Below are 12443 nucleotides of genomic sequence, written 5' to 3'. Positions count from 1 at the left end.
TACAAGTCGTGTTACTCGTCGGATTTCGATTGTCACAACCATGACACAGCCTCAGGATCGCGCCGTCATCCCCTTGAGGTTCCTCTATGAAGTTCTCCTCGATTCTCTTGTTGTCCCTTGGCCTGGTCAGTGGCATCGCTTCTGCCGGCGGCACCACCGAAGCAGGTGTGGGCGGCGCATTGGGCGGGGTTCTGGGCTCGGTCGTCGGTCAGTCATTAGGCGGCAATACAGGTTCCACCATTGGCGCGGCCCTGGGCGGCGCGGGTGGTAGCGCTGTTGGCGCAGACAAACGCAGCCGTGGCGAAGCAGCCATTGGCGGTGCGTTGGGCGCAGCAGGCGGTAACGTGGTCGGCCGCAGCATGGGCGGCACCACCGGCAGCCTGATCGGCTCCGCAGCAGGCGGCGGCGCCGGTGGCGCGCTGGGTAACTACATGGGCAACAAGAGCGATGACGATGATGATCGTCGCTCCTATCGTCGTGGTCATGATGATCGTCGCTACTACCGTGACGGCCATCGGGGTCGCGGCCATGCCTACGGCCATCGCAAGCATAAACATCGCCATGACGACTGAGGCTTGAATCGCCTCGTGGACCGGTAAATCAAAAAATCGCAGCCCTCGGGCTGCGATTTTTTTACCTGTCAAACTACCAAGCGCTCCATTGCATCGCGCAACCCGGCAGGAATCGCCACCGGCTGATTCGACGCCCGATCCACAAACACATGCACGAAGCGCCCCGCCGCGCAGGCTTCGTCTTCCCCGGCCTTGAACACGGCCAGCTCGTATTGCACCGAGCTGTTGCCCAACTTGCCCACCCGCAAACCGATCTCGATCCGATCGGGGAAGGCAATGGAGGCAAAGTAATCGCAAGCCGAACTCACCACAAAACCGACCACCTCGCCGTCATGAATATCCAGGCCGCCGACTTCGATCAGGTAGGTGTTCACCGCCGTGTCGAAGAAGCTGTAGTAAGTGACGTTGTTGACGTGACCATAAGCGTCGTTGTCGTGCCAGCGGGTGGTGATGGGCTGGAAGTGAAAGTAGTCGGTGCGTTGATTCATGGGTCTCGCCTTGAGGATCGTTCCCACGCTCTGCGTGGGAATGCAGCCTGGGACGCTCCGCGTCCCAACAGCGGACGCAGAGCGTCCATGGAGGCGTTCCCACGCGGACGGTTCGACGCTTCGACATGGGAACAATCGAACAGGTGAAGTCTACCGATCCGCAAACCCTTTACCCACCGCCGCCAACTCCCCAATTAACCGCGCCGGTTTCCACTGATCACCCTGCTTCGTCTCAAGCGCCAGCAACCGCTGGTGAATATCCGCCAGCCCTTGCTGATCCGCCCAGGCCATGGGCCCACCCTTGTCCGCCGGGAAGCCGTAGCCATTGAGGTACACCAAATCGATGTCATGCGCTGACTCGGCGATGCCTTCCTGAAGGATCTTCGCCCCTTCATTGACCAGTGCCAGCAAACAGCGCTCAAGAATCTCCTCGGGGCTTATCTCGCGACGCTGAAACCCCAACTCTTCGCTGACCTTCAGCACCAGAGCATCGACTTCCACATCGTGCTCAGCCTGGCGACTGCCCGGTTCATAGTGGTAATACCCATCGCCACTCTTCTGGCCGAAACGACCCAATTCACACAGACGGTTGTCCACTTGAACCTCGGGTGCATCCTGCCCTTTGCCAGCCAATTCCCGAGCCCGCCAACCCAGGTCGACGCCAACCACGTCGTACATGCGGAACGGCCCCATGGCAAAGCCAAAACCTTGCAGCACCGCATCGACCTTATGTGGATAAGCGCCTTCGAGCAGTATCTTGCGCGCTTCAAGGACGTAGGTATTGAGCATGCGGTTGCCGATGAAACCATCGCAGTTGCCCGCCACCACGCTGACCTTGCCCATGCGCTTGCCCAGCTCGAGCGCCGCATCGAGCACCGCCGGGGCGGTTTGGGCACCGCGGACGATTTCCAGCAGTTTCATGATGTGCGCCGGGCTGAAGAAGTGCAGGCCCAGGACCTGTTCCGGACGGCGAGTGGCCGCGGCGATGGCGTCGATATCCAGCGCCGAGGTATTGCTGGCCAAAATCGCTTCAGGTTTGAGCAGACCGTCCAGTTCACGGAAGATTTTCTGCTTGAGTTCGAGGTTTTCGTACACCGCTTCGATCACCAGATCGACATCGCGGATCGCCGCGTAGTCAGCCGCCGCCGTTATCCGTGCAATGCGAGCGTCTGCCTCGGTCTGATCGAACCGGCCCTGACGCACGTTGTGGGCGTAGGTGTCCGCCACGGCGGCCAGCGCCTGTTCAAGCATCTGTGGATTGTTATCGACCCACTGCACCGGGACGCCGGCGTTGGCTAGGCACATGACAATCCCACGGCCCATGGTGCCCGCGCCAATGATGGCGGCGCACTGAATAGTGAACGGTGTCTCGCTCATAGTTGTTGTTCTCTTGTTGGCGATCCAAAGACAGCCTTCACCCTAGTCAGCCACCGGGCTTTTTTGAAATTTATTCCTGTGATGGGCGACATTCAGCGGATGGATCTACGCAGGTAAATGCGCCTGGGCCCATGCCCGCACCTCGCCATACGGATAATCCTCCAGCGCCGCAAACCCGGGAATCGACCGCGCCTTGAGCTTGGTAAACAGCGGCACGCTGATACCGCATAAAAACCGCGTCACGCGCTCCGCCGACGGAGCGTTGCCGGTGTGCTGCTCATGCCTGTGGATAAAATCACCGCACAACGCTTCGAAGTTTTTATCCACAAACGCTGACAATTCCGGTGGTGCGGGCAATCGCGCCACATCCCCGTGACACACCGAACAATGCCCACACTGCTGCGGCGCGTTTTCATCGCCGAAGTACTCGGCCAGGCGATAGCCCAGGCAATGCTCTGTGGCGAACAGCTCCAGCATGGCGTGAATCCGCGCGATCTCGGTCCGCTCGTGCTGGGTGAAATAGGCATGTAACTCGACGCTCAGGGCTTGGCTGTTGAAGTCCGTTTGCAGCAGGCTGTAGACCTCGGTCATCTGCTTGCTTTCGAGCTCGACCCAGCCCTTCTCCTGGAAATAATCCAGCGCCTTGACCACCCGATTGCGCTCGGCCTGATGCTGCTCATACAGCGCGTCGAAATTCACCGTGGCCCAAGTGCGCGCACGGTTTGAGGTCTGAATGATCGCTGCGACGAAGTCTTTGCGCTCTCCCTCGAAGCGGGCCAGCAAGGCCTCGGGCTCCTGCAAGTACTTGAAGCGGTATTCAGCGTAATAGGCGTAACGCGGAGCGATGATCCCGCGCAGTTCCAACTGCACCAGTAAGGTCTTGAGCGGCAATTGTCGGATGTTGCTTTGGTCCGCCAGCGGCCCCAATAGAAACTCCCACTGCCCCTCGGGCGCGGCGGCTTGCAACTCGTCGAGCACGTAGCGGATGCCATCCCGCTCAGGCGTATCGCCGTAGACGAAGTTTTCCAGCACGTTGAGGCTGTCGCGGTTGGCCAGTACCAGGCAGTCGGATGGCTGCCCGTCACGCCCGGCGCGGCCGATTTCCTGGCTGTAGTTTTCGATCGATTTGGGCAGGTCGAAATGCACCACGTTGCGGATGTCACTCTTGTCGATACCCATGCCGAACGCGATGGTGGCAACGATGCAATTGGACTGCCCGCCCATGAACCGACGCTGGATTGCTTCGCGTTGTTCATGGGGCAGACCGGCGTGATAGGCCTCGGCCTGAATGCCGTTGCGAGTCAGATGATCGGCAATGTGCTCGGCAGTTTTCTGCAGGGTGACGTAGACGATGCTCGGCTGGTCGGGACGCTGACTCATCCATTCGACAAGGCGTCGGCGTTTATCCTGCCCGCGTACCGGCTCGACCAACAGATTGAGGTTCGGCCGATAGAAACCGGTGGTCACCACATCGTCGGGGGCGATAGCGAACTTGGCTTCCATGTCAGCGATCACCTTGGGTGTCGCGGTGGCGGTCAGCAGCAGCGCCTGTGGGATGTTGAACTGGCGCTGATAATCCGGGAGCTTGAGGTAGTCGGGACGGAAGTTGTGGCCCCATTCCGAGATGCAGTGCGCCTCATCCACCACCAGCAACGAGATCGGCACTTGCTGCAAGAAATTGCGGAAACGCTCGTTCTTCAGGCGCTCCACCGAGATCATCAAAATCTTCAGCTCGCCAGACTTGGCCCGACCCATCACGTCGCTGGCGTCATCGCGGCTCTGGGCCGAATCGATACTGCCCGCCGCAATGCCATGGCGCTGCAGGAACGCGAGTTGATCTTGCATCAAGGCCAGTAGCGGTGAGACCACCAGTGTCAGGTGCGGTAGCAACAAGGCCGGCAATTGATAACAAAGGGACTTGCCTGAACCGGTGGGGAAAATCGCCGCCGCCGAGCGACCGGCCAACACCGCGCTAATCGCCGCTTCCTGGCCGGGCCGAAACTGTGGATAACCGAAAACCTGTTCCAGGGTGTTGTGCATAAGCTGTCACTCCGTTGACTGCTGCCATGCCAAAAGCCTAGTCGGCAAATGCAGCGAGTCGAGAAAAGGTCGGGGACCAAAACGATACGGGATGATACAGCCTCGCCCCAGAATCCTTTGCCACAGGACACTTCAATTTTCGCCCTCGTTCTTGCCTCCCTGTTGCTGAGCGGATGCATGAAACTCCCTGACGAGCCACCGCTGCTCGCCGCGCTGCAAACCCCGGCGCATCCTGCCGTCGCCACCTGACTACGGCACTAACACCGCCACCCGCAGCGGCTCATTCAAAGCCTGCTCATGAAACACCCGGCCCTTGCTCGCCTATGCCGCATGAGCCGGGCTGATTTCGCCGGTGAACGCCGCCGCCAACTGACGCAAATCAGCGACGCTTCGCACGCGGGGGCAAAAGGGTTCGCCGTTGGACCATCGAGTTACCGGCGTCAGCAGCACCCGCCGTGCGACAAAACCCGGCCCACAGCAACAAAATCGAGGCCATACTTGGCCATTGCATACCTAATTCCCTTTAAGCGTTGGACGGACGTTTCGAAACGTCCTACTGATTCTGGCGCGCACCATACAGAGGTTTAGCGCGTCCCGCCTGACAAACCCGTAGGAAATTTGCCGGCTAAGGGTTTAGGCGTAAAAAACCTCGAAAAACGCGTAGGCCCGGTCCGAAACGGCAGGTAAACCCCCTACAAAACCTGTCCATCGAAGCCGTATTGCCGCACGGCGTCATGCCCTTCTATAGTCTGCGGCGCGGCTGAAAACAGTGTCTCGGCCTGCCGGGAGCCACCTCCCGATTTCGTACAGGACGAACCTCGATGACCACATTCCACACGTTTACAGAACGCTATCGCCCGCTCAAATCCCGCTACAGCGACACCCCCGTGCTGGTCATCGACACAGAAGCCGACCCTCACGAAATCCTCGACGCCGCCCGCCAACGCATCCGCGCCGCCAGCGACCTGCTCGAAACGCTGTATTGCCTGTGCTTCAAACAAGCCGATGCGAGCGACATTCCCAACATCGTCAATGCGCTGTACCTGTTGACCCAGGACGGTAATGAATTGCTCGACATCGCCCGGCAACGACTCCCGAAAACCACTACTGGTTGATGCACAAACACAACCCCATGTAGGAGCGAGGCTTGCCCGCGAAGAACGATAACTCGGTGTGCCTGATGAAGAAGCCAAACACCTGATGGCAATCAAACGCGAGAAATTACGGCAGAGATAAGTCAGTAAGTAACGGCCTATCAAGCTTCATTCCGTTCCTACAACCGAAGGCACCTTGTCGCCTATCGCCGCCCAGTGACTTGTTCCTACAGCCCTGACTGTCGCTGCCAATTCAGCGACTCGGGCTTGGTCACCCGAATGGCTCATATCTACGCCTCCGTTGTATGCTGCCGGCACTTCATGTGCCTGCACGCTATATGGTGGCTGTGTTTGGGACGTCCTCGGGCGTGCCGGGATGTGAGCCTCATCGGTTGACCAATCCGAACACAGCGCAACGTCACGTCCGACAACTCGGCCGCCGACAATGGCCTCAACAATCCTTCCTGATAAAACTCGATCGCAAACCGACCGCCCTGAAGCGGCGCGATGTTCAACCTCGCCCCAGGGAAGGCGTCACTGATCGCAGTCTGCAAGGCATCTGGATCGCCAATCTCGCGAATCGTCTGCAACGCTGCCGCCAGGTCTCGACCATCGTGGTGCAACACGGGCGTGCGAGTACCCAGTTGTGGCTGGCGAACCGGGTGGCTGGCGAACCGGTGCATCAGCGTCGCTGCGAAAGTGATCATAGAAGCGCCACCGCCGAATAAATTCGCGCCGCTGCAAGACTTCCAGCGAGGTGCGAAAGCTGCCGACCTGATCGAACAAACTGTCGAAATTCGGCGTGTGCTGGGCCAGCACTTCCCACGCACGACCGACCCGGGCGCGGATGATCGGGCCGTTGCGGTCCACCAACAGGCTGGCTGGACGATAGAACGGCCCGGACCAGATACATTCCTTCTTGATTTCCGGGTCGAGGGAAAAGTACGACTGTGTGGGCTCCGACAGGCCCAGCGCGATCGAGTAGCTGAAATCTTCCCCGGCAAACCCCAGGCGCAGGCGTTTGGCGCCGTGTCGTACGGTCGCTTCGATAGGGACTTCGCCATTACGCATGCGCCGGCTGTTGTTTTCCGGCCCGGTCCAGAAGGTCGAATCCAGCCCACCCTCGCGGGCCAATGCATTGACCACGCCGCCCTGAGCGGTTTCCGCCAGCAGGCGCAACGCGCGGTAGAGGTTGGATTTTCCGCTGCCGTTGGGACCCGTGATCAGGTTCAATCGGCCCAGCGGAATCACCAATTTATTGATCGAGCGGTAATTGGCTACCGCGAGGGTTTTGAGCATTGGAAGCTTCCTGCTGCATGGTCCAGCAGTTTGCCTTATTGTCGGGAACACTGTGATCCCCTGTAGCAGCTGGCGAAGCCTGCGTTCGGCTGCGCAGCAGTCGTCAATCCGGCTTTCACAGTTTGTCTGATGCACCGCGAGCGCTGATATTACGACTGCTGCGCAGCCGAACGCAGGCTCCGCCAGCTGCTACAAGGATTGTGGTGTGATCGCTTTATTGAAACCGTCATGCAGACACGGAACCCTGTTCTAAGCTCGTAGTCGTATCGCCATTGGCACGTCCGTACAACGCAAAGGAGTCTGCATGGTGGGTCCCGGGTTGAAAACAATGGTTGGCCTGAGCCTCCTTATCCTGCTGAGCGCTTGTGGCGATAAAAAACCGGTCGAGAAGGACCGGCCGCGGGTGTTCGTGCAAGAGGTCAAATCGGCTGATTACGCAGCGTCTGTGACACTCACCGGCGATGTTCAGGCGCGAGTCCAGACTGAGTTGTCGTTCCGCGTTGGCGGCAAGATCATCCAGCGCATGGTCGATGTCGGTGACCGGGTATCGGCCAAACAAGTGCTGGCCAAGCTCGATCCCAAGGACTTGCAAACCAACGTCGACTCGGCTCAGGCACAGGTCGTCGCCGAGCAGGCCCGCGTCAAACAGACCGCTGCCGCTTTCGTTCGCCAGCAAAAACTCCTGCCCAAGGGCTACACCAGCCAGAGCGAATACGATTCCGCCCAAGCCGCCTTGCGCAGCAGCCAAAGCGCCCTGACGGCCGCCCAGGCGCAACTGGCCAATGCCCGTGAACAACTGAGCTACACCGCGTTGGTCGCCGACGCGCCGGGAGTGATTACCGCGCGACAGGCCGAAGTCGGCCAAGTGGTGCAGGCCACGGTGCCGATTTTCAGCCTGGCCCGGGACGGCGAGCGCGATGCCGTATTCAACGTCTACGAATCGCTGCTGGCGGAGGCGCCGGAAGATAAAACGATCGTAGTCAGCCTGCTCGACAACCCGGCTATCAAAACCACCGGCACCGTTCGGGAAATCACCCCGGCCGTCTCCGCGCAGACCGGCACGGTGCAGGTCAAAGTCACTCTCAACAGTCTGCCGGAAGGTATGCAGCTCGGTTCGGTGGTGAGTGCCACGGCCAAGACGCCGGGCAAATCGGCGGTCGAACTGCCCTGGTCGGCGCTGACCAAAAACCTCAGCGACCCGGCCGTGTGGCTAGTGGACGACGAAGGCAAGGCACAGCTGCACACCGTCACTGTCGGTCGCTACCTGACTGGCAAAGTCATCATCAGCGCCGGCCTCAAGGGTGGCGAAAAAGTCGTCATCGCCGGCGGCCAGTTACTGCACCCCGGTGTGAAGGTGGAAATCGCCGAAAACACCTATAAGGATTTAGCCGCGGGAGCCCAGCCATGAAGCGTCTGTTGCTGGTTTTCGCCGGTGTGATCCTAGTGGCCTGCTCGAAAGAAGAACCGCCTCCGGAGCCTGTACGCCCAGTGTTGTCCATCAAGGTCCAGGCCCTTGACGAGGAAAATCTTGGCCGTTTCGCCGGCAGCATCCAGGCCCGTTATGAAAGCAATGTCGGCTTCCGGGTGCCGGGCCGCATCGCCAGCCGTAACGTCGATGTCGGTGCCGAAGTCAAGAAGGGTGCCTTGCTCGCAACACTCGACCCCACTGACCAGCAAAACCAGTTGCGCTCGGCCCAGGGCGATCTGGCCCGTGTGCAGGCGCAGTTGATTAATGCCCAGGCCAACGCCCGGCGCCAGCAGGAACTGTTCGATCGCGGGGTCGGTGCGCAGGCACAACTGGACATCGCCCAGACCGATCTCAAAACCACTCAGGCCTCCCTTGATCAGGCCAAGGCGGCGGTCGACCAGGCCAAGGACCAACTCAACTACGTCGAACTGCGCACCGACCACAAAGCTATCGTCACCGCATGGAACGCCGAAGCCGGGCAAGTGGTGACCGCCGGCCAGCAAGTGGTGACCCTGGCGCAGCCGGACATCAAGGAAGCGGTGATCGACCTTCCCGACACGCTGGTCGACCAGTTGCCGGCGGATGTGGTGTTTCAAGTCGCCGTGCAACTGGACCCGAGCATTACCACCACCGCCATCGTTCGCGAAATCGAACCCCAGGCCCAAAGCGCGACCCGCACCCGTCGCGCCCGCCTGAGCCTGACTGATACGCCACCGGGTTTTCGCCTCGGTACGGCGATCAGCGTGACCCTCAGCTCCGCGATCAAATCGCGCATCGAATTGCCGGTGAGCGTGCTGCAAGAGGTTGATGGCAAATCGCGAATCTGGGTCGTCGATCCTCAGACGCAAACCGTTGCCCCGCGAGACGTCAGCCTGATCAGCCGCACTGACAGCACAGTGGTGCTGGCTGACGGAGTGAAGTCTGGCGAGCGGGTGGTCAGTGCGGGTGTGAACAGCCTGAAACCTGGGCAAAAAGTGAAAATCGATGAGGACAGCCCGCAATGAAAGGGAGTTTCAACTTATCCGAATGGGCCCTCAAGCATCAGTCGTTTGTCTGGTATTTGATGTTCGTTGCGCTGCTGATGGGCGTGTTCTCGTACATGAACCTCGGCCGCGAGGAAGACCCGTCATTCACCATCAAAACCATGGTGATCCAGACCCGCTGGCCGGGCGCGACCCAGGAAGAAACCCTCAAGCAGGTCACTGACCGCATCGAGAAAAAACTCGAAGAGCTCGACTCCCTCGACTACGTGAAAAGCTACACCCGCCCCGGTGAGTCAACAGTCTTCGTTAACTTGCGTGACACCACCAGTGCCAAAGAGATTCCGGAAATCTGGTACCAGGTGCGCAAGAAGATCAACGACATTCGTGGCGACTTCCCCAAAGGACTTCAAGGGCCGGGGTTCAACGACGAATTTGGTGACGTGTTCGGCTCGGTGTACGCCTTTACTGCTGATGGTTTGTCGATGCGTCAGTTGCGCGATTACGTCGAGCAGGTCCGCGCCGAGATCCGCGAAGTACCGGGGCTGGGCAAGGTCGAGATGGTCGGCGAGCAAGACGAAGTCCTCTACCTGAACTTCTCGACCCGCAAACTGGCGGCGCTGGGCATCGATCAGCGTCAGGTGGTGCAGAGCCTGCAATCGCAAAACGCGGTGACCCCGGCCGGGGTGATCGAAGCCGGTCCCGAGCGGATTTCCGTGCGTACGTCGGGGCAGTTTGCCTCCGAGAAAGACTTGGCCAACGTCAACCTGCGACTCAACGACCGCTTCTACCGATTGGCCGACGTCGCTCAGATCAGTCGTGGCTATGTCGACCCGGCGACACCGGAATTCCGCTTTAACGGCCACCCGGCTATCGGCCTGGCCATCGCCATGAAGAAGGGTGGCAACATCCAGGTGTTCGGCAAGGCTTTGCACCAGCGCATGACCGAACTGACCGCGGACTTGCCGGTGGGCGTCGGTGTGCACACGGTTTCCGACCAGGCCGAAGTGGTAGAAAAAGCCGTCGGCGGCTTCACCAGCGCACTGTTCGAAGCGGTGGTGATCGTGCTGATCGTCAGCTTCATCAGCCTCGGCGTGCGCGCCGGATTGGTGGTGGCCTGCTCGATTCCGCTGGTGCTGGCGATGGTCTTCGTCTTCATGGAATACAGCGGCATCACCATGCAACGGATCTCCCTCGGCGCCCTGATCATCGCCCTCGGCCTGTTGGTGGACGACGCGATGATCACCGTCGAGATGATGGTCACGCGCCTGGAAATGGGCGAGACCAAGGAGCAAGCGGCCACGTTCGCTTACACCTCGACGGCGTTCCCGATGCTCACCGGTACGTTGGTGACGGTGGCCGGTTTCGTGCCCATCGGCCTGAACGCCAGCTCGGCCGGCGAGTACACCTTCACGCTGTTCGCGGTGATCGCGGTGGCCATGATCGTGTCGTGGATCGTTGCGGTGCTGTTCGCCCCGGTGATCGGCGTGCACATCCTCAGCGCCAACGTGAAACCTCACGACGCAGAACCGGGGCGCATCGGCCGTGCGTTCAATTACGGCATGCTCTGGGCCATGCGCAATCGCTGGTGGGCGATCGGCATCACCATTGCACTGTTCGTGGCCTCGGTGTTCTCCATGCAGTTTGTGCAGAGCCAGTTCTTCCCGTCCTCGGACCGCCCGGAAATTCTCGTCGACCTGAACCTGCCGCAAAACGCCTCGATCGCCGAGACCCGCAAGGCTGTGGACAAGCTCGAAGAAACCCTCAAGGGCGACCCGGACATCGTGCGCTGGAGCACGTACATCGGCGAAGGTGCGATCCGCTTCTACCTGCCCCTCGACCAGCAATTGCAGAACCCGTATTACGCCCAACTGGTGATCGTCAGCAAAGGCCTGGAATCGCGCGAGGCCCTGAGTCAACGCTTGCGTGAGCGGTTGCGCAAAGATTTTGTCGGCATCGGCAGCTACGTCCAGGCGCTGGAAATGGGTCCACCGGTGGGTCGGCCCATTCAGTACCGGGTCAGCGGCAAAGACGTCGATCAGGTGCGTAAACACGCCATCGCCCTGGCCACCGAATTGGATAAAAACTCGCACATTGGCGAGATCATTTACGACTGGAACGAACCGGGCAAAGTCCTGCGTATCGACATCGCGCAGGACAAGGCACGGCAATTGGGACTGTCGTCGGAAGACGTCGCCAACCTGATGAACAGCATTGTGGTGGGTGCGCCGGTGACGCAGGTCGACGACGATATCTACCTGATCAACGTGGTGGGTCGTGCCGAAGACGCGGAACGCGGCACCCCGGAAACCCTGCAGAATTTGCAGATCGTCACGCCGGGCGGCACGTCGATTCCGCTGCTGGCTTTTGCCACCGTGCGTTATGAACTTGAGCAACCGCTGGTCTGGCGTCGCGACCGCAAGCCGACCATTACCATCAAAGCTGCGGTGCGTGACGAAATCCAACCGACCGATCTGGTGAAACAGCTCCAACCTGACATCGACAAATTCGCCGCCAGTTTGCCGGTGGGCTACAAGGTCGCCACCGGGGGTACGGTGGAGGAAAGCGGCAAGGCCCAAGGGCCGATTGCCAAGGTCGTGCCGTTGATGCTGTTTTTGATGGCGACTTTCCTGATGATCCAGTTGCACAGCGTGCAGAAGCTGTTCCTGGTGGCCAGCGTCGCGCCGCTCGGGCTGATCGGCGTGGTGCTGGCGCTGATCCCGACGGGCACGCCAATGGGCTTCGTGGCGATCCTCGGCATTCTGGCGCTGATCGGCATCATCATCCGCAACTCGGTGATCCTGGTGACGCAGATCGAGACCTTGGAGAAGGACGGTCATGCACCGTGGGATGCCGTGGTGCAAGCCACGGAGCATCGTCGTCGACCGATTCTGCTGACGGCAGCGGCGGCGAGCCTGGGGATGATTCCGATCGCCCGGGAAGTGTTCTGGGGGCCGATGGCTTACGCGATGATTGGCGGGATTATTATTGCGACGTTGCTGACGCTGCTGTTTTTGCCGGCGTTGTATGTGGCTTGGTACAAGATTCGGGAGCCGAAAAAAGAAGCGCAGTCATTGATGCGTTGATCGTTCCCGAGTGACGTTTGGGAACGGTCCTACTTACAT

Annotated in this window: 8 protein-coding genes and 2 pseudogenes; 5 read left to right on the top strand and 5 right to left on the bottom strand. The window is 60.0% G+C overall.

What is annotated here, in order from left to right:
• Window positions 1–86: 86 nt before the first annotated feature.
• Entirely contained in the window at window positions 87–572 is a 486-nt protein-coding gene (locus tag ACYZT3_RS02250; RefSeq protein WP_282377388.1) for a glycine zipper domain-containing protein, read from the top strand.
• Window positions 573–640: 68 nt separating this feature from the next.
• Here ACYZT3_RS02250 and ACYZT3_RS02245 read toward each other — a convergent pair whose 3' ends face one another.
• The 4 genes and pseudogenes from ACYZT3_RS02245 to ACYZT3_RS02230 form a co-directional block, all read right to left on the bottom strand.
• Entirely contained in the window at window positions 641–1060 is a 420-nt protein-coding gene (locus ACYZT3_RS02245; protein WP_462031412.1) for an acyl-CoA thioesterase, read from the bottom strand.
• A gap of 150 nt (window positions 1061–1210) precedes the next feature.
• Window positions 1211–2437, bottom strand: a complete 1227-nt coding sequence (locus tag ACYZT3_RS02240; protein WP_462031411.1) for a 3-hydroxyacyl-CoA dehydrogenase — start codon at window positions 2435–2437, stop codon at window positions 1211–1213.
• Window positions 2438–2542: 105 nt separating this feature from the next.
• On the bottom strand, window positions 2543–4477 hold the full coding sequence (locus tag ACYZT3_RS02235; RefSeq protein WP_462031410.1) for a RecQ family ATP-dependent DNA helicase: 1935 nt from the start codon (window positions 4475–4477) through the stop codon (window positions 2543–2545).
• Between the two features lie 249 nt (window positions 4478–4726).
• Window positions 4727–4988 (bottom strand): annotated as a pseudogene (locus ACYZT3_RS02230) (hypothetical protein).
• A 310-nt stretch (window positions 4989–5298) separates the two neighbouring features.
• On the opposite strand from ACYZT3_RS02230, the gene ACYZT3_RS02225 reads away from it, so the two are divergent.
• Window positions 5299–5592, top strand: coding sequence for a hypothetical protein (locus ACYZT3_RS02225; protein WP_462031409.1), 294 nt, complete (start codon window positions 5299–5301; stop codon window positions 5590–5592).
• A gap of 389 nt (window positions 5593–5981) precedes the next feature.
• Here the strand turns inward: ACYZT3_RS02225 and ACYZT3_RS02220 are convergent.
• A pseudogene (locus ACYZT3_RS02220) lies at window positions 5982–6870 on the bottom strand (AAA family ATPase); the annotation flags it as partial.
• A gap of 304 nt (window positions 6871–7174) precedes the next feature.
• On the opposite strand from ACYZT3_RS02220, the gene ACYZT3_RS02215 reads away from it, so the two are divergent.
• Genes ACYZT3_RS02215 through ACYZT3_RS02205 form a run of 3 tightly spaced genes read left to right on the top strand, consistent with a single transcriptional unit; the run spans window position 7175 to window position 12404 of the window.
• On the top strand, window positions 7175–8278 hold the full coding sequence (locus tag ACYZT3_RS02215) for an efflux RND transporter periplasmic adaptor subunit (RefSeq protein ID WP_282377393.1): 1104 nt from the start codon (window positions 7175–7177) through the stop codon (window positions 8276–8278).
• Window positions 8275–9342, top strand: coding sequence for an efflux RND transporter periplasmic adaptor subunit (locus ACYZT3_RS02210; RefSeq protein WP_282377394.1), 1068 nt, complete (start codon window positions 8275–8277; stop codon window positions 9340–9342). Before ACYZT3_RS02215 ends, ACYZT3_RS02210 begins: the two co-directional genes overlap by 4 nt.
• On the top strand, window positions 9339–12404 hold the full coding sequence (locus ACYZT3_RS02205; protein ID WP_282377395.1) for an efflux RND transporter permease subunit: 3066 nt from the start codon (window positions 9339–9341) through the stop codon (window positions 12402–12404). Before ACYZT3_RS02210 ends, ACYZT3_RS02205 begins: the two co-directional genes overlap by 4 nt.
• Window positions 12405–12443: the final 39 nt, after the last annotated feature.

The sequence above is a fragment of the Pseudomonas sp. MDT1-16 genome, from assembly GCF_054898115.1.
Note: the sequence above shows the minus strand (reverse complement) of the source record. Positions and strands in the feature narration are given on the sequence as shown.